The organism is Streptomyces sp. NPDC050856, from assembly GCF_040653855.1.
Taxonomy (GTDB): Bacteria; Actinomycetota; Actinomycetes; order Streptomycetales; family Streptomycetaceae; genus Streptomyces.
Genome location: NZ_JBFAGV010000045.1, coordinates 1 through 22585, shown reverse-complemented (window position 1 = coordinate 22585; position 22585 = coordinate 1). Strand labels below are relative to the sequence as shown.

The window sequence follows — 22585 nt, the reverse complement described above, 5'->3', positions numbered from 1 at the left end:
GGACCGCTCGTCAGTGCGCGTGGTTGCGGCGGGGTTCCGGCGTACGCGGTCGTTCGCGGTCGGAACCGGACAGCTCGGCCGTCAGCTCCTCCACCAGCCGCACCAGGTCGGTCGGCCGGTCCGCCGACCACCAGTCGCCGAGCAGTTCGGCGAGGGACTCCTCCCGGGCGTGCGCCAGCCGCGCCGCCACGTCCACGCCGCGGTCGGTGAGCATCAGCTGAAGCCCCTCACGCCGGGCCAGCCCCCGCTCCTCGATCTGCCGGGCCGCCTCGGTGATGGCCCTCAGCGGTACCGGGGTGGTGTCGGCGAGCAGCGCCGGCTCCACCGTGCCGTGCCGTTTGACGCGCAGCAGCAGCCAGCTCGCGGCGGGCAGCAGGTCCAGGCCGGCGCGCGCGGTGATCCTCTCGTACACCGCCTTGCGGCCCTCGCGGGAGCCGAGCACGGACAGCGCGCGGGCGCACTCCTCGTACGAGGACCGCTCCACCGGGTTGGAGGCGAGCGTCTGGCTGGGGTCCGGAGCGGTGACCGATCCGCGCAGCTTGTCCTCCTTCAGCAGCCAGGCGACGAGGAAGGCGAGGACGACCACCGGCGCCGCGTACAGGAAGACGTCCGTGATGGAGGTGGCGTACGCGTGCAGGACGGCGGGGCGCAGCGGGGCCGGCAGGGCGGCGATGGCGCGCGGATCGGCGGCGAGCCGGTCGGCGCCGGTGCCGGGCGGCAGTTCCCGGCCCGCCAGGGCGTCGGCGAGCTTGCCGGTGAGCCGGTTGGTGAAGACGGTGCCGAAGACGGCCACGCCGAACGACGCGCCGATGGAGCGGAAGAAGGTGGCGCCCGAGGTGGCGACGCCGAGGTCCTCGTAGCCGACGGCGTTCTGCACCACCAACACCAGGACCTGCATGACCAGGCCGAGGCCGGCGCCGAAGACGAAGAAGTACAGGCTCATCTGCCAGGTGGAGCTGGTCTCGGTCATCCGGTGCAGCAGCACCAGTCCCACGGCGGTGACGGCGGTGCCCGCGATGGGGAACACCTTCCAGCGGCCGGTGCGGCTGACGATCTGCCCGGAGGCGGTCGAGGTGAGCAGCATGCCCAGCACCATGGGCAGCATGTGGACCCCGGACATGGTGGGGGTGACGCCCTGTACGACCTGGAGGAAGGTCGGCAGGTAGGTCATCGCGCCGAACATCGCGAAGCCGATGATGAAGCTGATCACCGAGACCAGGGTGAAGGTGCGCACCCGGAACAGCTTCAGTGGCAGGACCGGCTCGGCGGCACGCCGCTCGACCCGCACGAACCACACCAGCAGCACGGCCCCCAGGACGGCCAGGCCGATGATCCGCGCCGAGCTCCACGCCCAGGTGGTGCCGCCGAGGGAGGCGACCAGGACCAGGCAGGTGGCCACCGAGGCGATGAGGAGGGTGCCCAGGTAGTCGATGGTGTGCCGGGTGCCGCGCGCCGGGATGTGCAGTGCGGCGGCGATCACGAAGAGCGCGACGATGCCGACGGGCAGGTTGATGTAGAACACCCAGCGCCAGGACAGGTGCTGGGTGAACACCCCGCCGAGCAGCGGCCCGAGCACGCTGGTGGCACCGAAGACGGCCCCGAACAGCCCCTGGTACTTGCCGCGTTCGCGCGGTGCGACCAGGTCGCCGACGATCGCCATGGACAGCACCATCAACCCGCCGCCGCCGAGGCCCTGGACGGCCCGGAAGGCGATGAGCTGGGGCATGTCCTGCGCGATGCCGCACAGCGCCGAGCCGACGAGGAAGATGACGATGGCGGCCTGGAAGAGCTTCTTGCGGCCGTACTGGTCGCCCAGCTTGCCCCACAGGGGGGTGGCGGCGGTGGAGGCGAGCAGGTACGCGGTGACGACCCAGGACAGGTGCTCCATGCCGCCCAGTTCGCTGACGATGGTGGGCAGGGCGGTGGACACGATGGTCTGGTCGAGCGCCGCCAGCAGCATCCCGAGCAGCAGCGCCCCGATCGCGACCATGACGGTGCGCCTGCTGTGGCCCTCGCCCGGCACCGGGCTGGTGGCCGGGGTGCTCACTTCCTGCGCCATGGACTCCTCCCTCACGTCCGTACGTCCGCCGGGCGCCACGCGTACCCCCGCTTCCTCCCTCCATCCTGGGTGTTCTGGCCCGTTATGGCCTGCTGAGCGGGGTCGCCGCGCGTGGGCGGGAGCCGCGCGGGGCTGCATAATCGCAGGCAGTTCGAGGGAGGGGACCCACATTGACGGGACAGGTCTGTGCTGAGTGCGGTACGCCGCTGGGCGCGGGCTGCGGCTGCGCCGAGGGCTCTCCTCCCCCGCCTCAGTACCCCCAGCTCATACGTCCCTACGTCAACCTGCCGTCGGTGCCGGCCGACCAGGCGGTGACACCGGGCGACGCGGTGACACCGGGCGGCTCGGCTGCCTCGGGAGACTCGGCGGCGTGGGGCGATGCGGGGCCGGGCCGGGGCCCGGTTCCGGTTCCGGGCCCGGGGTACGGGGACGCCACCGCGCCGCTGCCGGTGTTCGCGGAGGCGGGCACCGGGTACGGGGCGGAGCCCGGGTACGGGTACGGGGTGCCTGGCACCGGGGTGCCGCCGGAGGCCCCGTACGGGGCGGAGTTCGAGGTGACGCCTTCGTGGGAGCCCGGGGCGCCCGGCCACCGGAGCCGGGCCCGGGGCCGCCCGCGGCCGCGCCGCCGTCCCTCCCCGGTGCTCGGGGCCGTGGCCGGAGTGGTGGCCGTGGCGGGCGCGGTCGCGGTCGCCACGGTCCTGTTCGACGGGCGCGGGGAGAAGTCGGACCGGTTGCTGCCGGACCAGTCGCACAGCGCGCCAGCGGGGCGCCGGGGACGCCGTCGGCGGGGGTTTCGCCGTCCGGCGTGCCGGGACCCTCGTCCACCGGCCCGGAGTCCGCGACCGCCTCCGCCCCGGCGTCGTCCTCCGCCTCGGCGTCCGCGTCCGCCTCCGTCCCGCCCGATCCGTCCCCGGCCGTGTCCGCGTCCGGTGCGCCGGCGGTGTCGCGGCCTTCGGGCGGCGCCGCCCCGGCTCCCTCCCGGCCGGCCGGCGGACCCGCGCCCAGCCCGTCCGCCCCGCGGCCCCCGAGCACCGAGCCGGCGGCGGCGACGCCGGAGACGCTGAGCCGTGGTGACCGCGGACAGGAGGTCACGGAGCTCCAGCACCGGCTGCGGCAGGCCGGGCTGTACGACGGGCCGGCGCACGGCCGGTACGACAAGGCCGTGGAGGAGGCGGTGTACCGCTACCAGCGGGCGCGGGACCTCCAGGAGGACGGCTGGGGCGTGTACGGCCCGCAGACGCGTGCCGCGCTTGAGGGGGAGACGGCCGGCGGCTGAGCCGACGGGGACTCCGGGCGGGCCGGCCGACGGGCGGTGCGACCGGACACGGGTGAGGGGCGACCCGGGCGGACGGAGCGACCCGGGGGGGGGCGGCTGGCGCGGCGCCACCGCGTTTTGTATCGTGGAGGAACAAAGTGGTCCGCCCGTATACCCTGACCGGCGGGCGGGCCACTGCGTACTCCATCCCCCCTCCCGTGGAGATCGCCGATGCCGGCCACCGCTTCCGCACCCGCCGTCCTGACCGCCCGGGCGCTGCTGCTCGACATGGACGGCACCCTCGTCAACTCGGACGCCGTGGTGGAGCGCTGCTGGCGCCGCTGGGCCCTGCGGCACGGGCTGGACCCCGAGGAGGCGCTGAAGGTCGTGCACGGCCGCCAGGGCTACGCGACCATGGCCGTCCTGCTGCCCGACCGCCCCATGGAGCAGAACCACGCGGACAACCGGGCGATGCTCGCCGAGGAGACCGCCGACCTGGACGGGGTGGTCCCGATCCGCGGCGCGGACACCTTCCTGGCCGCCCTGGAGGGCCTGCCGCACGCCCTGGTCACCTCCGCCGACGAGCCGCTGGCCCGGGCGCGGATGGACGCCGCCGGGCTGCGGATGCCCGAGGTGCGGGTGACCGCCGAGCGGGTGGGCGCGAGCAAGCCCGACCCGGAGGGCTTCCTGAAGGGCGCGGCCGAGCTCGGTTTCGCGCCGGCGGACTGCGTGGTGTTCGAGGACTCCCAGGCGGGCATCGAGGCGGGGCGCGCCGCCGGGATGCGGGTGGTCGGCATCGGCCCGCGCGCGGCGGCCCTCGCCCCCGACGCGCACGTGCGCGACCTGACCCAGGTGCGCGTGGAGGCGGGCGCCGACGGCGTGCTCCGCCTCCACATCACCGCCTGACGGCTACGGCGCCAGCGCCTCGTAGAGGCTGAAGCCCGCCAGCGCCAGCATCAGGCAGGCGGCCACCTTGGTGATCAGCCGCAGCGGTACGTACTTCATCAGGGTGCGCCCGCCCAGGATGCCCAGCCCGGCGACCGCCCACAGGGCCAGCACCGCGCCGATGCCGACGGAGAGCGGGTTGTCGTAGCGGGCGGCCAGGTTGGCGGTCATGATCTGCGTCAGGTCGCCGAACTCGGCCACCAGGATCAGCATGAAGCCCGCCCCGGAGACCTTCCAGAAGGACTGGTCGGCCGGGGCCTTGATCTTCTCGTCCTCGTCGTCGCCCTTCTTCAGCAGCAGCACCGCCGCGCCCGCCAGGAAGAGCACGCCGACCAGCGCCTGTACCAGCCGGTGCGGCAGCAGGGTCAGAACGCTGCCCGCGGCGACGGCGAGGGCGACATGGACGGCGAAGGCGGCGGCGACGCCCGCGAAGACGTAGGACGCGCGGTAGCGGGTGCCCAGCATGAGCCCGGCGAGCGCGGTCTTGTCGGGAAGTTCGGCGAGGAAGACGACGCCGAAGGTGATCGCCATGATCGTGAGGCTGAGCACGGGGTGGATTCCTCAATCGGTCGGACTCCGCCGTACCGAGAGACGTCCCAGGGGTCACTTCGGCACGGCAGGGCCATGGGTGCATGGACACTGCTGTTGCCGAAGGTCTCGCTGGCGGGTACCGCGCGGTGCGCGGCTCCCGCCTCCGGGCGCCGGCCGGGCACGAGGCCCAGCAGTATGTCGACGGTCCGGCGAAGAGCTACTCCCCTTCTGCTCCGTCCAGGGTACGGGATCGGTCGGCCGCCCGCCCGGGGGTCCCCGGCGGATCGCGGACCCGGGCAACCCGCCGGTGCCGCCGCCCCTCTTCCGGTGCGCGGGGTCCGGCCACGCCTGGCGGGCTGCGGCACCGGCGCCCCGCCGCCCGCCGCCGCTCCGGCACCGGCGCGCCCCGCCTCTCCCGCGCCGCCCGGGGCGCGCCCCGCCCCGGGCGGCGCGGTGCGGGCCCCGTACACCGCCGCCTACCTGGCCGGGCACCGCGCGGGCGGCGCCGTCCGCGTCTCCGGCGGCAAGGGCGCGGCCGTGCGGGAGGCGGTGTGGGGCGGCTGCGCCCGGCGGGCCCTGGACGCGCAGGCGGCCCGGCCGGACCGGGGCGCCTGGGTGCGGGGCTGCCTGGACGGGGTCGCCGGCCGGCCGGAGCGCCCGCCGGCCGCCACGGTGACCCGCCGCACCGGGAACCCCGCGCTGCTGCGCGGCTTCGTCGCCTGGGCGCGCGCCAACGGCGCCGCGGGGCCCGCCGGGCACACCGGCGCGCTGGTGACCGTGCGGCTGACCGACACGGACTACGACATCGAGTTGGCCACCGACCACCCGGCGGGCGCGCGCGGCCGGGCCCGGGAGCTGGCGGCGGTCTTCGCCGTGTGGTGGGACGGCGACCACGGCCGGGACGGGAGGGCCTGGCACGTCCTGGTGCTGGCCGCCGACGGCACCCGGCTGCACACCGCGCGACTGTGAGCGCCGCCGTACCCGCGGTGCGCGCCGCCCCCTGACGCCGGTTCCCGCGCGACGCCGCCACCGCCGCACCGGCGCGCACCGCCACCGGCACGCCCGGCACGCCCGGCACGCCCCGGCGCGAACAGGCAGACCACCGCCGACAGACGTGGCGCCGCCCAGGAGCAGCACCGGGCGAGGGCGGGCGAGTCGGGGCGGCCGGAACGGCCCGAAGGCGGCATTGACGGTCAGCGGCATACGTCAACGGCAAAGCGGGGCAAGGCAGGTGCCGGGACGTCAGAAAAAGGGAACAACCCTTGATGTGACGTGCGCATGTCGTCACTCTGTAACCCGGCGCATCCCCCGGGGCAACCTGGCGCCGCCACCATGGCCGAGCCGCCCGCGCGGGCGAAGCGGCCAACACCCCCACACCTCAAGGGAGTTCACCATGTCCGGTGTCTACGCGCGTCGCATAGCCGTGCTCACCGCCTCCGCCGCCCTCACCGCCACCGGCGTGCTGGCCACCGCCCCGGCCGCGCAGGCCGCCCCGCCCACCCCGGTCAGCGCCGCCACCGCTCGTACCTACCTCGCCTCGCTGACGGTGCGGACGGAAGGTTCCTCCACGGGCTACAGCCGGGACAAGTTCCCGCACTGGAGCACCCAGTACGACGCCTGCAACACCCGTGAAGTGGTCCTCCAGCGCGACGGCAGCGGTGTGCAGCAGGACTCCTCCTGCGCGGCGGTCAGCGGGAGCTGGTACTCGGAGTACGACGGCGCCACCTGGACCGCCGCCTCCGACCTGGACATCGACCACGTGGTGGCCCTCGCCGAGGCGTGGCGCTCGGGCGCCAGCACCTGGACCACCGCGCAGCGGCAGTCCTTCGCCAACGACCTGTCCCGTCCGCAGCTCATCGCGGTCACCGATGACGTCAACCAGGCCAAGAGCGACCTCGACCCCGCCGAGTGGCTGCCGCCGCGCAGCGCCTACCGCTGCACGTACGCCCGGATGTGGGTGCAGGTCAAGCACCACTGGAAGCTGAGCGTGGACTCGGCGGAGAAGGGCGCCCTGCAGTCCGTGCTGAACGGCTGCTGACCCCGGGACGCGACGATCTTCCCCGTCGTTCCGTACCGTACAGATATACGGGGTACACGGGGCGACGGAGGAGGTCACACATGACTGCCGGACTGCGCCTGGGGCCCGTGCTGCGCTATGTCGACTGGGACGCGGGTGACTGCGCCACGGTCTGGGTCGAGACCGACCGGCCCTGCACCGCCGAGGTGCGCTGCGCCGAGGGGGCCGGCGGCGGCCGGACCGGGACCTTCCAGGTCGCCGGTCACCACTACGCGCTCATCCCCGTCACGGGCCTGTCCCCCGGGACGACGACCGCGTACGAGGTCCTGCTCGACGGCCACCCGGTGTGGCCGCCGCCGGACTCCCGCTTCCCGGCGAGCACCATCAGCACACCCGCCCCCGGGGCCGCCGAGGTCCGGGTCTCGTTCGGGTCCTGCCGCTGGGCCGCGCCGCCCGCCGGCGGGCAGGACCCGGTGGGTCCGGACGCGCTGGACACGCTCGCCGGCCGCCTGGCCGCCGACCCCGGCGCGACACGCCCCGACGTCCTGGTGCTGCTCGGTGACCAGGTCTACGCGGACGAGACCTCCCAGGAGACCCGCCGCTGGCTGGCCACGCGGCGGGACCTGCGCGAGCCGCCCGGTTCACAGGTCGCCGACTACGAGGAGTACACCCACCTCTACTACGAGTCCTGGTACGACCCGGATGTGCGCTGGCTGCTCTCCACCGTCCCCAGTTGCATGATCTTCGACGACCACGACGTGGTGGACGACTGGAACACCAGCGCCTCCTGGGTGGCCGACATGCGTGAGAAGCCCTGGTGGCGGGAGCGGATCCTGAGCGCGCTGATGTCGTACTGGGTCTATCAGCACCTCGGCAACCTCTCCCCCGCCGAGCTCGCCGCCGATCCCCTGTACGCCGCCGTGCGCGACGCCGAGGACGGCACCGAGGCGCTGCGCCGGTTCGCCGCCGGCGCGGACGCCGACCCGGCCTCGGTGCGCTGGAGCTACCGGCGGGACTTCGGGCGGACCCGGCTGCTGATGCTGGACACCCGGGCGGCCCGGGTGCTGGACGAGGGCAAGCGGCTCATGCACGACGAGGGCGAGGACCGCTGGCTGCGCGAGCAGGCGCTGTCCGGCCGGGAGGGCTGCGACCACCTGCTGATCGGCACCTCCCTGCCCTGGCTGATGCCGCCGCTGATGCACGACGCGGAGACCTGGAACGCCGCGCTGTGCCGGGGCGAGCGGGGGGAGCGCTGGGCACGGGTGGGCGAAGCGGTGCGCCGCAAGGCCGACCTGGAGCACTGGGCGGCGTTCCCCGAGTCGTTCGAGCGGCTGACCCGGCTGCTGGCGGAGGCCGGCAGCGGGCCGGACGCCCCGGCCACGGTGTGCGTGCTCTCGGGTGACGTGCACCACGCGTACGTCGCCGAGCCCCGGTGGCCCGCCGCCGGGCGGCCCGACGCCCGGGTGGTGCAGCTGACCTGTTCGCCGGTGCACAACGGGGTCCCGCGCTCGATGCGCTGGGGCTTCCGGTTCGGCTGGGGCGCGGCCGGGCGGCGGCTGGGGCACGCCCTGGCCTGGCACGGGCGGACCGGGCGGCCGGTGGTGGACTGGAGGAAGACCGGCGGTCCGTGGTTCGGCAACCAGCTGATGACGCTGACCCTGCGCGGCCGTTCGGCGCGGCTGCGGCTGGAACAGGCGCGGGCGGGTAGCCGGGAGCGGGGCGCCGGGGCGAGGGAGCGGGAGGCCGAGCTGCGCACCGTGCACGAGGAGAACCTGCGCTGACGTCCCGGGGCGCCCGGCGTGTGAAAGTCCGGTGAACGTCCCGTACAGACCTGTGATGATCCCACCCATAGCGGAGGGTGAACTTCCGCCCAGGGGTTCGACCCGGGGCGCGGCACCGGCATGATGAGCCTTTCGCCTGCCGCACCCCCTGCCCCGGGAGTCCGAGTCTTGTCCGCAGTTCCCCATGCCATAGCCCTGGTCGGCGCAGGTCCGCGCGGCTCCTCCGTGCTCGAGAGGCTCTGCGCCTCCGTGCCGGAACTGGCCCCGGGGGCCCCGCTGACCGTCCATGTCGTCGACCCGGCCCCGCCCGGCCCCGGCCGGGTCTGGCGCACCGACCAGCCGGCCGAGCTGCTGATGAACACGGTCGCGTGCCAGGTCACCGTCTTCACCGACGAGAGCGTGACCTGCGAGGGCCCGATACTGCCGGGGCCGAGCCTGTACGAGTGGGCCGCCGCCCGGTCCTGTCCGCTCGGCCCCGACGACTACCCCACCCGCGCGCTGTACGGCCGGTACCTGGAGTGGGCGTTCGCCCGCACGGTGGCCGGCGCGCCGCCCGGGGTGGACGTGCGGGTCCACCGGGCGCGCGCGGTGCGCCTGGCGGACGGCGAGGACGGCCTTCAGGTGCTGACGCTGGAGGACGGCACGGTACTGGCGGGGCTGGGCGCGGTCGTCCTGGCCCAGGGTCATCTGCCCGCGGTGCCGGACGGCCAGGTGGCCCGGCTGGGCGCCTACGCGGCCCGCCACGGGCTGCGTCACCTGCCGCCCGCCAACCCGGCGGACCTGTCGGCCGAGCTCGCGGCCATCGCGCCGGGCGAGGCGGTCGTGCTGCGCGGTCTGGGGCTCAACTTCTTCGACCACATGGCGCTGCTCACGGCGGGCCGCGGCGGCCGCTTCGTGTCCGAGGGCGGTTCGCTGGTGTACCGCCCGTCCGGCCGGGAGCCCCGGCTGTACGCCGGGTCGCGCAGGGGCGTCCCGTACCAGGCGCGCGGTGACAACGCCAAGGGCGTGTCGGGCCGCCACCGGCCGCTGCTGCTGACGCCCGACGTGATCGAGGCGTTCCGCAAGCGCGCCGACGGGGGCGACCCGCCGGACTTCCTGGCGGAGATATGGCCGCTGGTGGCCAAGGAGGTGGAGACGGTCTACTACGAGGCGCTGCTGCCCGGCGCCGCCGGTTTCCGCTCCCGCTTCCTGACCGCCCCCGAGGAGACCCTCGACGCCTTCGGCGTCCCCGCCGCCGACCGCTGGTCCTGGGACCGGATCGCCCGCCCGTACGAGGGCGGCGGGTTCCGCTCCCCGGCCGGGCACCGCGCCTGGCTGCTGGAGCGGCTGCGCCGGGACGCGGCGGAGGCGGCGCTCGGCAATGTCGCGGGTCCGCTGAAGGCCGCCCTGGACGTGCTGCGGGACATCCGCAACGAACTGCGGCTGATCGTGGACCACGCCGGCCTGACGGGCGACTCCCGCCGCGACCACCTGGACCGCTGGTACACGCCGCTGAACGCCTTCCTGTCCATCGGCCCGCCCCGGCGCCGCGTCCAGGAGATGGCCGCGCTGATCGAGGCGGGCGTACTGGAGGTGATCGGCCCCCGGCTCGAAGTGCGGGCGGAGAACGGCCGGTTCGTCGCCGAATCGCCCGACGTGCCGGGCTCGCGGGTGAGCGCGACCACACTCGTCGAGGCCCGGCTGCCGGAGCCGGACGTCCGGCGCACCGGCGACACGCTGCTCTCCCACCTGTGGCGCACCGGGCAGTGCCGCACGCACACCGTCGACGGCTACGACACCGGCGGGCTGGACGTCACCCCCAGCCCCTACCGGCTGGTGGACCGTCAGGGCCGGGCTCACGCACGGCGGTTCGCGCTGGGTGTGCCGACCGAGGGCGTGCACTGGGTCACCGCCGCCGGAGCGCGGCCGGGGGTGGACTCGGTGACCCTCTCCGACGCCGACGCGGTGGCCCGCGCGGCACTGCTGGCGGCCGTGCCGGTGCCACGGCGACCGAATGTTGAACTTGCAAGTATCGATTAGGCGTCCCTAACCTAGGGGCTCATCGGTTCCGTCCCAGCCGAAGGAGACCCCCATGCCCACTCTCTCGACCCGCCTCGATCAGGGCAGGCCCTACGCACTCGGCCTGTTCCGGATGGTCGTCGGCCTGTTGTTCCTGTGCCACGGCGCCGCCTCGCTCTTCGGCGTGCTGGGTGGCGCGGTCGGCGGCGGCACCGTCCCCACCGGCGCCTGGCCCGGCTGGTACGCGGCCGTGATCCAGCTCGTCGGCGGTGCCCTGGTGCTGCTGGGCCTGGGCACGCGCGGTGCCGCGTTCATCGCCTCCGGCTCGATGGCGTACGCGTACTTCAGCGCCCACCAGTCGCAGGCGCTGTTCCCGCTGCAGAACGGCGGTGAGCCGTCGGTGCTGTTCTGCTGGGCGTTCCTGTTGCTGGTCTTCACCGGCCCGGGCGCGTTCGCCCTGGACGGCCTGCTGGCCTCCCGCGCTCCCCGCCGGCAGACCGTCACCGCGTAACACCCGGACGCGGGCGGCCCGTCCGCCGGGCGTACGCTGGCTGGCTGTCATGCCGCCCCTGCCGCTCCCCCGCGACACCGCGGCACTGTCGTGTGCCGTCATGTGCCGTCGTACGCCGGGGAGTCAAGGTGCTCGAAAGCCCATGGGTCTACGCCCTGGTGGCCGCGTCGGTCCTGCTGGACGTCTTCCTGCCGGTGCTGCCCAGCGGCATCCTGCTGATCACCGCGGCCACCGCCGCGGCGGCCTCGCCCACCGCTGCGGGCCCCGCGCTCCTGGCGCTGGCCCTGTGCGCGGCCACCGCGTCCGTGCTGGGCGACCTGGCCGCCTACCGCCTCGCCCGGCGCGGCAGCGCGCGGCTGGAGCTGCTGACCGCGCGCTCGCGCCGGCTGACCACCGCGCGGAAACGTTTCGGCACTGCTCTCGCCGGTGGCGGCGGCGCCCTGGTGGTGCTCGCCCGGTTCGCCCCGGCCGGCCGCTCCGTGGTCTGTCTGGGCGCGGGCGCCGCCCGCCGGGCCGCCAGGGACTTCCTGCCCTGGTCCGCCCTGGCGGGCGGACTCTGGGCGGCCTACGGGGTGGGCCTCGGCTGGCTGGGCGCCCGCTGGCTGGGCGCGACCTGGTTCGCCCCGGCCGTCTCGGTCCTGGCGCTCTTCCTGGCCGGCGCCCTGGCCGGCGGCGTCATACGGCGTCCGGCGCCCGCCGCCCGGCCGGCGCCGCCCCGGCACCACCGCGTACCTCGATCCCGTCGAGCAGCCTCCGGGTCGCTTCGGCGACCTCGTCGACGGCCCGCTCGAACACCTCCCGATTGTGCGCGGCGGGCGCCCGGAAGCCGGAGACCTTGCGCACGTACTGCAGGGCAGCGGCGCGCATGTCCTCCTCGGTGGCCTCGTCGGGGAGAGCGGGCGGACGGAGGGTCTTGATGCTGCGGCACATACCTCCAGTGTGGCCGCTGCGGCGCCCGGCCGCCCCCTCCGGCTCGTCTCCGGCGGCGCTCGCGCGAGCCGCTCCAAGACGCTCGCGCGAGCCGCTCCAAGACACGGCGCGGCCAGTCCCCCGGCGCGGGTCGCGCCGGGAGGCCCCGGCCATCGCCACCCGCCGGCAGCGCCCACCCCGCTCGTGGGCGCCCCGCGCCCGGCACGCGGACGTGCCGTGCCGACCGCCCCTCGTACCGCTCGGCCGGGCCCCGCGCCGGCCGGCCGGCTTCGGCGTCACCGCCCCGGCCCGGACGGGAAGGCGCGCCGCGCCCCGCCCGGGGGCGCGCTCCGCGCGCGTGGGAGCGGGACCGGATCACCCCCTCCGGCGGGCGGGGCGGAGTTTTCCGTTATCGGCCCCCACCGCGCCGGGTCTCCCCCGTGTCGGACCGAACCGAGGAAAGAGAGTGGTCGGAGCGTGAGCAGCGAACGCGAAGCCGCGGTGATCAAGGCGGCGCAGGACGGGGACCAGCGGGCCCAGGACGAACTGGTCGCCGCGTACCTCCCCCTCGTCTACAACATCGTGGGGCGGGCCCTCAACGGGCACGCGGATGTGGACGACGTGGTGCAGGAGACCATGATCCGCGCCCTGCGCGGCCTGGGTTCGCTGCGGGAGACGGGCAACTTCCGCTCGTGGCTGGTGGCCATCACCATGAACCAGATACGCGGCCACTGGCAGGCCCACCACGCGGCGCCCGTCGACGGCGCGCTGCAGGACGCCCATGACGTGGCCGACCCGGGCGCGGACTTCGTGGACCTGACCATCGTGCGGCTCGGCCTGTCGGGGCAGCGCCGGGAGGTCGCCGAGGCCACCCGCTGGCTGGACGACGACGACCGGGCGCTGCTGTCGCTGTGGTGGCTGGAGGCGGCCGGCGAACTGACCCGGCCCGAGGTGGCCGCCGCGATGGCGCTGTCGCCGCAGCACACCGCGGTGCGGGTGCAGCGGATGAAGGCGCAACTGGAGACGGCCCGGGTCGTGGTGCGCGCGCTGGCGGCGGTGCCGCGCTGCGTGCTGCTGGAGGACGTACTGGCTCCCTGGGACGGCGTGCCGTCCGCGCTGTGGCGCAAACGGCTGGCGCGGCACGCCCACGGCTGCACGGTCTGCTCCGGGCACGGCTCCGGGCTGGTGCCGGCCGAGGGACTGCTGGTGGGCCTGGCCCTGCTGCCGGTGGGCGCCGCGCTGCTCCAGGGCCGTCGGGTGGCCCCGGTGGCGTACGGCGGGGAGATACCGGACGCCGGCTCCGCGCCGGCCACCGCTCCCGGGACCGCACCGGCTTCCGTTGCCGGTCCGGTCACCGCTCCCCTCTCCGTTCCCCTTCCCGCCCCGTCCCGTGGTGGCCGCCTGCGGGAGCGGCAGGGCCGCCGGACCCGGCGGCGCCGGGCCGGGCTGGCCGTGGCCGCCGCGCTGCTGGTGGGCGGTGGCGGGGTGACCGGACTGATGACCCTGTCGCCGGAGGACGACGAGGCGGAGACGGTGCGCTCGCTGGCGGCCTCGGCGCCGCCCCTGGCCCCGGCCGCCCCGGGCACGGCGTCGCCCTCGGCCTCCGCCGCACCCAGTGCCTCGCCCTCACCCTCGGCCTCCGCCTCCGCGTCGCCCTCGGTATCGGCCTCCGCCTCCGCCTCGCCGACCACCAAGGCCCCGGCGCCCCGCCCCACGCCGAGCCGGACCACCGAGCGCCCCGCGCCGCCCCGGCCCCGGCCCACCGCCGAGCGGCCCGCCCCGCCGGCGTCCTCCTCCCTGGCCCAGCAGGTCACCGACCTGGTCAACTCCGAGCGTGCCAGGAACGGTTGCGGACCGGTACGCCAGAACGGCCTGCTCGACACGGCGGCACGGCGGCACTCCGAGGACATGGACGCCCGTGACTTCTTCGACCACACCGACCCCGACGGTGTGGGCCCCGGTGAGCGGGTCACCGCCACCGGCTACCGGTGGAGCACGTACGGCGAGAACATAGCCAGGGGCCAGCAGTCCCCCTCCGCGGTGATGCGGACCTGGATGGACAGCCCCGGCCACCGCGCCAACATCCTCAACTGCTCGTTCAAGGAGATCGGCGTCGGCGTCCACGAGGCCCCCGGCGGCCCGTGGTGGACCCAGGTCTTCGGCACGTCCGCCTGAGCCGGCGGCGCACGGCGGGCCGCCGGCTCCCCGCCGGCCCGCAGCGGGCCCGGTCGCGCGGTGCGCCCGGCTCCTCCGCTACGCCGTCCCGGGCGGTGCGCCCGGCATCCGGGTGCGCCCGGTCCACCACCCCGGGGGTGCGCCCGGTCCACCTCCCCGGGTACGTCAGAGTTCGCCGTCCACGTCCACGGCGCCTTCCAGCAGGCGCTCGGCGATGTCGTCGGCCCACTCCTGGGCCCAGCGGCGCAGCTCGCCGACCGCCTCGCCGTCGAGGCCACGGGCGGCGAACTCACGGTCGTCGACCCACTCGGAGCCGGCCAGCCGGGCCTGGAGGTCGGTGAGGTCGAAGGCGTCGGGGGCGTGGCGGCGGCCGAGCTCCTCCAGCTCGGCGCGGCTCCAGCGGTCGGCGGCCGCGTGGACGTCCGCCAGATCGGCGGCCAGGCCGCGCTCGGCCAGGGCGCGGACCCGGGTGCCCACCACGTCCTCCAGCGCGAGCACCGGGCCGTAATCGGTGTGCGAGGGCGGGCGCCAGAGCACTTCCTTGAGGATCCCGACCTCGCACACGTCACCGGTCCCGGGGGCGCCGACGATCAGACCGGCGGACAGCGCCCCGGTCTCCTGCCCCAGCACCCGCCAGCCGCGCTCCTCCAGCCCGGCACGCACGGTGGCGGCGATGTCGTCCATCGGCTCCGGGCTCTCGGTGGCGACCTCCACCTCGGCCTCCCGGCCACCGCGCCCGACCAGCCCGTGCGCCCGCAGGGCCCATGTTCCCGCGAGGGCGAGCGCACGGCTCTCCCCGGCGGCGAGCACGTCGGCGACCAGGCGCCGGTGGGGGTCGGTCAGCGGTACGGACATGTCTGGATTATCGTCCGCCGGGGCCGGTTCCGGGCGGTCCACCGGGGCGTTCGGACGACCGGCCCGCCCTCACCGGACCGGCGGGCGCGCCCGCCGGTCCGCCCGGCCGGACCGCCCCGGCGCCGACGAGCCCGGCGCCCGAGCGCGCCCGCCGGTCCGCCCGGCCGGACCGCCCCGGCGCCGACGAGCCCGGCGCCCGAGGGGTACCGCGCCCCGGGAAGCTCACCGGCCGATCCCGGCCTCCCTCAGCTCCTTGGAGACCGCCTCCCACGTCGGGTCGACCATCCGCAGCGGCTCGTCGCCCACCCCGAGTCCCTTGAAGCCGCTGGAGGTCGACAGGCACACCACCGGTCCTTCGAAACCGCCCTCGACGGCCAGCCGCTGCCGCAGCCCAGCCAGCCCGGCGGCGGCCGACAGCTCCGCCCACACCCCCTGCCGGCCCAGCTCGGCCTGCGCGGCGGCCAGTTCCCCGTCCGTCACCAGCAGCGCCGCGCCGCCGCTGTCGAGGACCGCCCGGACTCCCCGGTGTCCGCCCACCGAGCAATCGATGGCGTAGGCGTCGGTCGCCCCGGGACGCACCACCGCCGCCGGCGCACCCGACCGCACCGCCGCCGCCAGCGGCCCGCCGACCGCCGGTTCGCACGCGAAGACGCGGGGGAGGCGGTCGGTCACCCCCAGGTCCCGCAGTTCGCGGAATCCCTTCCAGACGCCGAACAGCAGCTCGCCGTAACCCGTGGGCACGAAGACGGCGTCCGGCACGCCGAGTTGGGCGTGGATCTCGTACGCGACGGTCTTGTAGCCCTCCGGTCCGAAGGCGTGTCCCGTGTGGGTACGGGTCAGGTTGCTGACCGGGTGGTAGCCCAGGCGTTCGGTGATGGCCGCCAGCAGCGGCCAGCGGGACTCCTGCGGCACCGGCAGGACCACCGCGCCGTAGGCCCGCAGGAAGGACGCCACCGCGGGAGGCGCGCCGGCCGACGCGAGGACCACGCACCGCAGGCCGGCCCGGGCGGCGAACGCGGCGGCGGAGGCGCCGTGGTTGCCCGACGACGCGACCGCGACGCCCTCGGCCCCCACCCGCACGGCGGCGCTCACCGCGACCCGGTTGAGCCGGTCCTTGTGGCTCCAGGTGGGGTTGCGCGACTCGTCCTTGATCCAGACGCCGCCGCCGAAGTCGAGCAGTGGTGTGCCGCCCTCCCCCAGCCCCGGGGCGTCAAGCGGCGGCAGCAGCGGTGCCCACCGCTCCAGCCCGCCGCCCGTGGACCCCGTGGCGGCGAACAGCTCCGGCGGAACCTCCTCGTACGCGTAGTCCACCTCCACCGGATAGACCACGTCCGGGGTTTCGGTACGGGGGCAGCCACGCGGCAGCGGCGGCCACAGCGGATAACGCAGGTGGGGGTCTCCCATCGAACGCTGGGCGCGGGCCAGGGACGCACCGGGGGCGTCCGGCACGGAAGGAGCGGTGATCATGGCGGCGAGTCTAGAACCGGCCGACCGGGGAAAGCGGGGCAAGGGTGCCGTCTCGGCCACCCCGGCCAAGGCGCCCCGCCACCCGGTCGCACGCCCATGTCCAGCGAGGACACCGGCGGTCGGGGGTCCGGCGGGGTGGCGGTGACCGGCCAGGGACAGGCCACCGCTTCGCCCCATAGGTCGGTTACTGGCGGTATTTCGCCAATGATCGTTTACGTGATGTTCGTCCTATCCGTCGGGTCGCATCCGGAGCTAGGTTCCGGGCATGATCAGGGTCAAGAAGACAGCAACCATGGCTAGTCGGGCGTTGGCGGCGGCGGTCGCGGTGCTCGGAGCCGTCGCAGCGGCCCCCGGCACGGGTGTGGCACACGCGGCGACGGCGGGTCGGATAGTGGTCGACAGCACGACCGACGCGCCCGACGCCGTCCGTGGCGACGGCCAGTGCCGGTCGACCAAGGGCGGATGCACACTCCGCGCGGCCGTCATGGAGGCCAACTCCCGCCCGGGGTCGACCATCGTCGTTCCGGCCGGCCACTACGACCTCAGCATCCCGCCGCTGCTCGGCCGCCCCTTCACCGACTACACACTGGCCGACACGGCACACGGAAACCTGAAGATCTTCGCCCCCACCACCATCACCGGCGCCGGGGCGGACAGGACGGTCATCGACGGGCACGGTATCGACCGCGTCTTCACCGTGATGCGGCCGGCGACGATCTCGGACCTCACCATCACCCGCGGCCGCTCCGAACCCACGGCCTCGCTCTACAACTACTACGGCGGCGGGGCCGCGCTGAACTCCTCCGACCTGACGATGGAACGCGTCCACCTCACCAGGAACACCGGCAGGATCGGCGGCGCCGTCCAGAACATCCCGTTCAGCTCCTTCACCCTGCGCGACAGCCTCGTGGACCACAACGAGGCGGGCGAGGCCGGCGGCATCCGGTTCGACTCGGCCGGCCTGGTCGAGCGGTCCACGATCACCCGCAACCGGGTCGTCGACCCCTACGACCCCACCCGCCCCGGCGAGCTGGCGGGGTACGGCGGTGGCATCGACGTACGCGGGATCAGGGACGTCACCCTCGTGGACTCGAAGGTGACCGACAACTACGCCGAGAAGGGCGGGGGCGGCATCAACATCACCCTCGCCTACACCCCCGCCCCGCCGGTACCGGTCGGCCCCGGCAGCGTGCGGCTGAAGAACACCACCGTCACCGACAACACCCGCCTGGCGGGCCCGAACAACTGCCGCGCGGTGCTGGCCCGGTTCGTCGACCTGGGCGGCAACACCGTCTCCGACGACAGCTGCGGCGTGACCCGCTGACGGACCCCGCCGCTCCGCGCCGCCCGTGGGGGCCCGGCGCGCGGCCGGAGCGGCACGGCGCGGACGCGGTCCGTACACCCCCGCGACGCGAAGGTGCCCCCGCCCTCCGGGAGGGCGGGGGCACCTTCGCCCCGTCCGACGTCGGCGCGTCGCCCACCGGAGGCGGCCGGCACCAGTCCGGCCTGGTCCCGCTTCCAGCCAAGCGTCGGCGAGGCGGATCGCGACGACCCGTACCCGTGTCGCCCCGTCGTCCAGGCCGGGCCGGTGTCAGGGTCAGGGTGTTTCCGTTGTGTCCGGTCAGGCGGCGCGCCTGGCCGCCACAGCTTCCGTGTACTGCTCGCGGGTCAGGTCCTCGGTCCGAATCCCCAACTCCGCGAGGACGGACCGCACGTCGTCCAGTGCCGCGTCCACTTCCGATTCGTCAACCAGGGTCTCCAGCTCCAGGAAAGTCCCGTCGATCTCCGGCACTCGCACCAGAGTGGCGAGCATGCGCCGGCCGTGCGCCTCGAACTCGTAATTGCGGCAGCGCTTCTCGAAGGCGATCAGCGGCACGTACCCCAGTCCGCGCAGGAGGGCGTGTGTCGCCTCAACGTCCTTCACCTGGGTCTCGTGCTCCGGTTTGGACCCGGAGTCGGCATCGATCACGGCACCTTTGAAGGTCAGTACGGTACGGGTCTGGTCCCGTCCATGAACGGTCCGCACGCGCAGCTCCTGGTCATTGGCCGCCAGGACCCCGCCGGGGGTGTCGTAGTAGGTGTCCCGGTAGACCTCCGCCCGGCCGTCCCCGCGTGCGTCCAACCGTCGCCGCACCTCGGCCGGTGCCTCCACCCGGGCTTTCAGCTCCGCCTCGATCATTCGCTGCACCCTCTCCTCAGACCGTACGCCTGGCACCACTGACGATGGCGTCGACCATGCGTCTGAAACCCCGGAAAAGGGGGCCATGCGGCGTCTCCATCACCTTGTACGCAGCCGACTCGTGCCCTTCCCACCCCGCGTCGAAGGCGCCGACGAACATGGTCGAGTCCGTGCGGATGACGCGCCACGTCGGCAGCACGCCGTACCGGTACACCTCGATGTGGCACACGCCTGACAGCTCTCTGAGACGCGCTTCAGCCAGCCGGACACCACTGGCCAGGGATTCCGTCGACTCGCCGATCTCAGCCGCCCGTTGAGCCAGAGCCGGCGACTCCGGGTCGAGCAGCAGTACCCGCATGCGCAGGTGATCACCTGCGCGGCCAAGGTGGGCGCGGAGCATCGAGTCGTTCAACCCGATGAGACCGAGTCCGCGTACCGCGAGGATGTCGAGTTCCCTGGCCGCGCGAGCGTGCTGTTGGATCTCCTCCCGGGCAGAGGCCTGGGCGCTGTACACACGGACCACTTCAGGGAAGGTGGCGAGGTCGAACGCGGCACCACCGGACCGCTTCTCCCGGCTGGCGGCCAGGCCGATCAGATGCCGGGCGTCGTCCGGCATGTCCAATCCGTCGGCGATCCGCTCGTACACATCCAAACGGGACACCTCACGGCGTCCGTTGATGATCTCGTTGACGCGGGACTGTGTCATGCCGACTGCGGCGGCGATGCGGGCCTGGCTGGCACCGCCGTACTGCTGGACGTAACGGAACACCGCGCTCATGTCCCTGGCACGCAGAGCTTGCCGCACCTCGGCACGCTCCCACGCCCAACCGGGCAGTTCAATGAGTGCGAGTGGTGTGGTCATGAGCGGTCCTCCGCTATCCGCAAGCGGGATGGGAACTCATCCCGCAGTGAGATTACCGCCTGGATATCGAGCCGACACGCAGCGTTGTCCCATGGTTTGGGCATGAGCGAAATGACCGCGCACAGCGAGTTCGGTTGGTGCCATTGGCACGAGGGTCCGTCGGGCACCGCCGTGCAGGTGCAGGAGCAGCTGATCCGACGGTCGTCCGGCCCCCCGCACGCCTGCGCTCCCTGCCGCGAACAGCACTGGCTCAACCCGATGACGGCGGTCACAGCCACGCCGCCCAGCCCCTCCCAGAGGGGCAGCCACTCATGATGACCATCAAGGTGTACCGGGTCCACCCGGACGGCACCCGTCAGGAGATCCGCCCCACCCGCAAGGTGAACCCCGACACCAGCACACCGCCCCCTTCCGCCCCGTACCCGAAGTGCGGCTGCCCCCGCTGCCATCGGGTGGTGGCCCGGTGAACGAGCGGACGCGGCGGACCGGTACGGGCCGGCCGTACCGCACGCCGGAGTGCCGGTTGGAGGCGTGCGAGCTGTGTGGCGGCCCGACCGAGGTACGGGTGCCCCACCAGGCCGCTTGGGAGGCGCCGGTGCTGGTGCTGCCGTGCGCCTGCCGGTGCCACCGGGGGGCGGCCCGGTGACGGCGCGGGCCGAGGCCCGGCCGTGTCCGGTCTGCGGCGCCCCGCCGCCGCCGCACGGCGACCGGACGCCGGACGCCCCCTGCGACCGGTGCCACACCGGACCTCACGACGACCTGGCCGTCCTCGCCTGGCTCCAGCGGACCCGCACCGACCGGCTGCGCGCCGCCGGCGCCTGAGGCCCTGCCCGGCGGGCCCGTCCGGGCCCGGACCGACACCCGCACCACCCCCGGTGATCACCGCCCGTCCGGCGTCAGGAGGTGACCGGGTCCGAGGGGGAACACGGCGGCGGGCCGCCCGATCGCCCTGACCCCTCCCGTCCGGCTCCCGGCGGAGACGGCCCCCACAACGGGCCGCCCGCCCGGGCCGGTCCGGAACCACCATGGCGCGGCGGGCGCGGAGCGGCGGCCGGGCGGCGCCGGCCAGGGAACGCCCCTCGCTCACCGCGCCTGTGCCGGCCGCGTCTCAGCCGCAGTCGAGCTCGTGCAGACCGGGCCACACCGGATCGCCCTTGCTGCCGTTGACCGTCAGGACGCCGTCGGTGGCCCCCCAGCGCAACTCGTACGTCCCGGAGGCGACAGGGCGATAACCGTCGTCGGCCGTCCAGGAGCCCACCTGGCGGCCCACGCCGGTGGTCCCCGCCACGTACACCTCACCGCTGCCCGCGAGCAGGAACGACGCCTCCCGCACGACCGCCCGGCAGCCCCCCGGGCCCCTGGGCTCCAGTACGCGGTAGTCCGCGCCCAGGTCGCCCACCGCACCGAGCACACTGCCCAGGCCGGCCACGACGGCCGCCAGGCCGAGCACCCAGCGGGGCACGGCGCGTCGCTCCTTCACCACCCCGTCGGCCACCGGGCGACGCGGTGCGGTGCCTACCCGCATGATCACCGGCGCGGTGACGAGCAGCGCACCGCCCACCGCCCATCCGGGCACCACGTGCCCCAGGACGACCAGCAGCAGATCGCTCCAGGCCGCTGTCGCGGCGAGCAGCACACAACCGGTGGCGATCACCACGCGCCGGGCCGGACGGGTCGATGGACGATGCGCTGTCTCCATCAGCACACTATGTCCCGGCGCGCCCGTGGGCGGGCGGGCGGGTGCCTCGACGCTTTGAGTCGGGCCGGGCCCTCGGGGGTAGCCTCCCGGCATGACCACGCGCCGCCCGGCTGACTGGCCGCCGGACACCCCGCCGACGCCCGCGCTCACCGCGTACTCGTGGGGCATGCCGGAGATCACGGAGACCGACTGCCCGGGGTGCGGTGCCCAAGTGTCGGGGCTGCGCGGCCTGTACGCCTGCGGCCTGTGCGGCTGGGTGAACTCCTGGACCGAGGGCAGCAGGCCGCTGCCGACGGCTGAGGACGACCCGGACTACGTACCGGCCCCCGCTCCCTGACCGCCCCGGCGGGACTTCCACCACGTGCCCGGGCCGGGCGCACAGTGTGTCCGCCGCGACTCCCCGCCCCGCACGGAAATTTCCCGCGTCCGATGCCGTCCAGCGATCAGAGGCTGGCGAGGAGACCACCGAGGGGAGCGGGTACGCGGTGGGGGTCGAGGGCCTGGGCGAGGACCCGGCCGTAGTGGATCTTGCGCCCCTTCTTCGTACCCAGGAAGCGCCGCAACTGCTGCTGTGCGGTGCGGTCCCGCTGAGCGGGCTGGCGCAGAAAGGTCTGCCACGGGCGCAGGTCGCCCTCCGCTCGGACGAGTTCCGCCACCCGGGCCACGCCCAGCGCGCGGATGAGCTCGTCCTCGAGATCCGCCGCACAGACGAAGAACCCTTGCTGTGCCGCCCCGGCCCGCTCCAAGCCTCGGGCATAGTGGCGAAGCTCAGCCTCGTCGCACAGTCCCGTGAGGCGGAGGCCCAGGCCGGGTGGCCCGAGGAGCTGGGCGAAGCGCCCCACACTCATCGCACCGCCCATCGACAGCACGCAGACTCCTTCGGCCTCCAAGTCCCGGCCGTGGCTCGCGGCCAGCGCGTCGACCGCCGCGAAGTCGCTCGCCCCTTCGAGCAGGACGACCGTCCGGACGGACAGCCGCGCGGCCAGCTCGCGCGCGGGGCCGCCGGGGCCGCCGGCCGCCCACGCGGTGACCGCCTCCCGGAACGCCTCCATGTCAGCCATGGGAGGAGTCTCCGCCCTGTTCGGCCACCACGGTAGGGAATTTCCGCCCCCCGGCCGTCGCCCCACGGCGGTGTTCCAGCCCGCCCGGGTGACCCGGCGGGCACCCTCCGGCGGGGATGCGGCCCCAGGTGGTCCCGCTCATGGATTGAGCCCGACCGCTCCGCACTGCTGGTGCGGGCCGGGGGGGGGGCCGGGGCCCGGCGCCCCGGGCCCCCGCCGCGCCCCGCCCGGCCCGGGCCCCCCCCCCCCCCGGTGGGGGCACCCCCAAACCCGTACTGGGG

21 protein-coding genes and 1 pseudogene are annotated in these 22585 nt (G+C 74.8%); 13 read left to right on the top strand and 9 right to left on the bottom strand.

The window, feature by feature from the left end; translation table 11 throughout:
• Window positions 1–10 precede the first annotated feature (10 nt).
• Window positions 11–2059, bottom strand: a complete 2049-nt coding sequence (locus AB0H53_RS27425; RefSeq protein ID WP_362118793.1) for an MFS transporter — start codon at window positions 2057–2059, stop codon at window positions 11–13.
• Window positions 2060–2999: 940 nt separating this feature from the next.
• On the opposite strand from AB0H53_RS27425, the gene AB0H53_RS27420 reads away from it, so the two are divergent.
• Together AB0H53_RS27420 and AB0H53_RS27415 are read left to right on the top strand one after the other, a co-directional pair.
• Window positions 3000–3335, top strand: coding sequence for a peptidoglycan-binding domain-containing protein (locus AB0H53_RS27420; protein ID WP_362118790.1), 336 nt, complete (start codon window positions 3000–3002; stop codon window positions 3333–3335).
• A gap of 210 nt (window positions 3336–3545) precedes the next feature.
• On the top strand, window positions 3546–4220 hold the full coding sequence (locus tag AB0H53_RS27415) for an HAD family hydrolase (protein ID WP_362118787.1): 675 nt from the start codon (window positions 3546–3548) through the stop codon (window positions 4218–4220).
• A gap of 3 nt (window positions 4221–4223) precedes the next feature.
• On the opposite strand, the gene AB0H53_RS27410 is transcribed toward AB0H53_RS27415, so the two are convergent.
• Window positions 4224–4808 carry a TMEM165/GDT1 family protein gene (locus tag AB0H53_RS27410; RefSeq protein ID WP_362118785.1) on the bottom strand — a complete coding sequence of 195 codons (585 nt, stop codon included), beginning with the start codon at window positions 4806–4808 and terminating at the stop codon, window positions 4224–4226.
• 435 nt (window positions 4809–5243) lie between these two features.
• On the opposite strand from AB0H53_RS27410, the gene AB0H53_RS27405 reads away from it, so the two are divergent.
• The 6 genes and pseudogenes from AB0H53_RS27405 to AB0H53_RS27380 form a co-directional block, all read left to right on the top strand.
• Entirely contained in the window at window positions 5244–5759 is a 516-nt protein-coding gene (locus AB0H53_RS27405; RefSeq protein ID WP_362118782.1) for a hypothetical protein, read from the top strand.
• 424 nt (window positions 5760–6183) lie between these two features.
• Window positions 6184–6828, top strand: coding sequence for an HNH endonuclease family protein (locus AB0H53_RS27400; RefSeq protein WP_362118779.1), 645 nt, complete (start codon window positions 6184–6186; stop codon window positions 6826–6828).
• Between the two features lie 80 nt (window positions 6829–6908).
• Window positions 6909–8588 carry an alkaline phosphatase D family protein gene (locus AB0H53_RS27395; RefSeq protein WP_362118776.1) on the top strand — a complete coding sequence of 560 codons (1680 nt, stop codon included), beginning with the start codon at window positions 6909–6911 and terminating at the stop codon, window positions 8586–8588.
• Window positions 8589–8708: 120 nt separating this feature from the next.
• Complete coding sequence (locus AB0H53_RS27390; RefSeq protein ID WP_362118773.1) at window positions 8709–10607, top strand: FAD/NAD(P)-binding protein; 1899 nt, start codon at window positions 8709–8711, stop codon at window positions 10605–10607.
• A 52-nt stretch (window positions 10608–10659) separates the two neighbouring features.
• Window positions 10660–11097 (top strand): DoxX family protein, encoded by a 438-nt coding sequence (locus tag AB0H53_RS27385; RefSeq protein WP_362118770.1) that lies wholly within the window; start codon window positions 10660–10662, stop codon window positions 11095–11097.
• Window positions 11098–11225: 128 nt separating this feature from the next.
• Window positions 11226–11795: pseudogene (locus AB0H53_RS27380) on the top strand (hypothetical protein); the annotation flags it as partial.
• Here AB0H53_RS27380 and AB0H53_RS27375 read toward each other — a convergent pair.
• Complete coding sequence (locus tag AB0H53_RS27375) at window positions 11773–12027, bottom strand: DUF2277 domain-containing protein (protein WP_362118767.1); 255 nt, start codon at window positions 12025–12027, stop codon at window positions 11773–11775. The pseudogene AB0H53_RS27380 and the gene AB0H53_RS27375 sit on opposite strands and share 23 nt — an antisense overlap.
• 456 nt (window positions 12028–12483) lie before the next feature.
• On the opposite strand from AB0H53_RS27375, the gene AB0H53_RS27370 reads away from it, so the two are divergent.
• Window positions 12484–14181, top strand: a complete 1698-nt coding sequence (locus tag AB0H53_RS27370) for a sigma-70 family RNA polymerase sigma factor (RefSeq protein ID WP_362118765.1) — start codon at window positions 12484–12486, stop codon at window positions 14179–14181.
• A gap of 165 nt (window positions 14182–14346) precedes the next feature.
• Here AB0H53_RS27370 and AB0H53_RS27365 read toward each other — a convergent pair whose 3' ends face one another.
• The gene (locus tag AB0H53_RS27365; RefSeq protein ID WP_362118762.1) at window positions 14347–15036 is read right to left on the bottom strand and encodes a hypothetical protein; all 690 of its coding nucleotides are present in this window, start codon (window positions 15034–15036) and stop codon (window positions 14347–14349) included.
• A gap of 222 nt (window positions 15037–15258) precedes the next feature.
• Complete coding sequence (locus AB0H53_RS27360; protein WP_362118759.1) at window positions 15259–16503, bottom strand: pyridoxal-phosphate dependent enzyme; 1245 nt, start codon at window positions 16501–16503, stop codon at window positions 15259–15261.
• A gap of 292 nt (window positions 16504–16795) precedes the next feature.
• On the opposite strand from AB0H53_RS27360, the gene AB0H53_RS27355 reads away from it, so the two are divergent.
• Window positions 16796–17827 (top strand): CSLREA domain-containing protein, encoded by a 1032-nt coding sequence (locus AB0H53_RS27355; protein ID WP_362118756.1) that lies wholly within the window; start codon window positions 16796–16798, stop codon window positions 17825–17827.
• Between the two features lie 297 nt (window positions 17828–18124).
• Here the strand turns inward: AB0H53_RS27355 and cyaB are convergent, their stop codons facing one another.
• Both cyaB and AB0H53_RS27345 read right to left on the bottom strand, forming a co-directional pair.
• On the bottom strand, window positions 18125–18682 hold the full coding sequence (gene cyaB / locus AB0H53_RS27350) for a class IV adenylate cyclase (RefSeq protein ID WP_362118841.1): 558 nt from the start codon (window positions 18680–18682) through the stop codon (window positions 18125–18127).
• 16 nt (window positions 18683–18698) lie between these two features.
• The gene (locus AB0H53_RS27345; RefSeq protein ID WP_362118753.1) at window positions 18699–19544 is read right to left on the bottom strand and encodes a helix-turn-helix transcriptional regulator; all 846 of its coding nucleotides are present in this window, start codon (window positions 19542–19544) and stop codon (window positions 18699–18701) included.
• 311 nt (window positions 19545–19855) lie between these two features.
• Between AB0H53_RS27345 and AB0H53_RS27340 the strand changes: the two genes are divergently transcribed.
• A complete protein-coding gene (locus AB0H53_RS27340) occupies window positions 19856–20011 on the top strand; it encodes a hypothetical protein (protein WP_362118750.1) in 156 nt (51 codons plus the stop codon).
• 142 nt (window positions 20012–20153) lie between these two features.
• Window positions 20154–20366: a hypothetical protein gene (locus AB0H53_RS27335; RefSeq protein WP_362118747.1), complete on the top strand. Its 213-nt coding sequence runs from the start codon at window positions 20154–20156 to the stop codon at window positions 20364–20366.
• Between the two features lie 286 nt (window positions 20367–20652).
• On the opposite strand, the gene AB0H53_RS27330 is transcribed toward AB0H53_RS27335, so the two are convergent.
• The gene (locus AB0H53_RS27330; protein WP_362118744.1) at window positions 20653–21243 is read right to left on the bottom strand and encodes a hypothetical protein; all 591 of its coding nucleotides are present in this window, start codon (window positions 21241–21243) and stop codon (window positions 20653–20655) included.
• A 91-nt stretch (window positions 21244–21334) separates the two neighbouring features.
• On the opposite strand from AB0H53_RS27330, the gene AB0H53_RS27325 reads away from it, so the two are divergent.
• Complete coding sequence (locus AB0H53_RS27325; protein ID WP_362118741.1) at window positions 21335–21580, top strand: hypothetical protein; 246 nt, start codon at window positions 21335–21337, stop codon at window positions 21578–21580.
• 106 nt (window positions 21581–21686) lie between these two features.
• Here AB0H53_RS27325 and AB0H53_RS27320 read toward each other — a convergent pair whose 3' ends face one another.
• Window positions 21687–22304: a TOPRIM nucleotidyl transferase/hydrolase domain-containing protein gene (locus AB0H53_RS27320; protein ID WP_362118738.1), complete on the bottom strand. Its 618-nt coding sequence runs from the start codon at window positions 22302–22304 to the stop codon at window positions 21687–21689.
• Window positions 22305–22585 lie beyond the last annotated feature (281 nt).

Bases quoted from the DNA above. Each gene is read 5' to 3' on its own strand.
- AB0H53_RS27425 (WP_362118793.1), bottom strand. From the start codon at position 2,059: ATGGCGCAGGAAGTGAGCACCCCGGCCACCAGCCCGGTGCCGGGCGAG.
- AB0H53_RS27415 (WP_362118787.1), top strand. From the start codon at position 3,546: ATGCCGGCCACCGCTTCCGCACCCGCCGTCCTGACCGCCCGGGCGCTG.
- AB0H53_RS27400 (WP_362118779.1), top strand. From the start codon at position 6,184: ATGTCCGGTGTCTACGCGCGTCGCATAGCCGTGCTCACCGCCTCCGCC.
- AB0H53_RS27395 (WP_362118776.1), top strand. From the start codon at position 6,909: ATGACTGCCGGACTGCGCCTGGGGCCCGTGCTGCGCTATGTCGACTGG.
- AB0H53_RS27390 (WP_362118773.1), top strand. From the start codon at position 8,709: ATGATGAGCCTTTCGCCTGCCGCACCCCCTGCCCCGGGAGTCCGAGTC.
- AB0H53_RS27385 (WP_362118770.1), top strand. From the start codon at position 10,660: ATGCCCACTCTCTCGACCCGCCTCGATCAGGGCAGGCCCTACGCACTC.
- AB0H53_RS27375 (WP_362118767.1), bottom strand. From the start codon at position 12,027: ATGTGCCGCAGCATCAAGACCCTCCGTCCGCCCGCTCTCCCCGACGAG.
- AB0H53_RS27365 (WP_362118762.1), bottom strand. From the start codon at position 15,036: ATGTCCGTACCGCTGACCGACCCCCACCGGCGCCTGGTCGCCGACGTG.
- AB0H53_RS27360 (WP_362118759.1), bottom strand. From the start codon at position 16,503: ATGATCACCGCTCCTTCCGTGCCGGACGCCCCCGGTGCGTCCCTGGCC.
- AB0H53_RS27355 (WP_362118756.1), top strand. From the start codon at position 16,796: ATGGCTAGTCGGGCGTTGGCGGCGGCGGTCGCGGTGCTCGGAGCCGTC.
- cyaB (WP_362118841.1), bottom strand. From the start codon at position 18,682: ATGATCGAGGCGGAGCTGAAAGCCCGGGTGGAGGCACCGGCCGAGGTG.
- AB0H53_RS27345 (WP_362118753.1), bottom strand. From the start codon at position 19,544: ATGACCACACCACTCGCACTCATTGAACTGCCCGGTTGGGCGTGGGAG.
- AB0H53_RS27340 (WP_362118750.1), top strand. From the start codon at position 19,856: ATGATGACCATCAAGGTGTACCGGGTCCACCCGGACGGCACCCGTCAG.
- AB0H53_RS27330 (WP_362118744.1), bottom strand. From the start codon at position 21,243: ATGGAGACAGCGCATCGTCCATCGACCCGTCCGGCCCGGCGCGTGGTG.
- AB0H53_RS27325 (WP_362118741.1), top strand. From the start codon at position 21,335: ATGACCACGCGCCGCCCGGCTGACTGGCCGCCGGACACCCCGCCGACG.
- AB0H53_RS27320 (WP_362118738.1), bottom strand. From the start codon at position 22,304: ATGGCTGACATGGAGGCGTTCCGGGAGGCGGTCACCGCGTGGGCGGCC.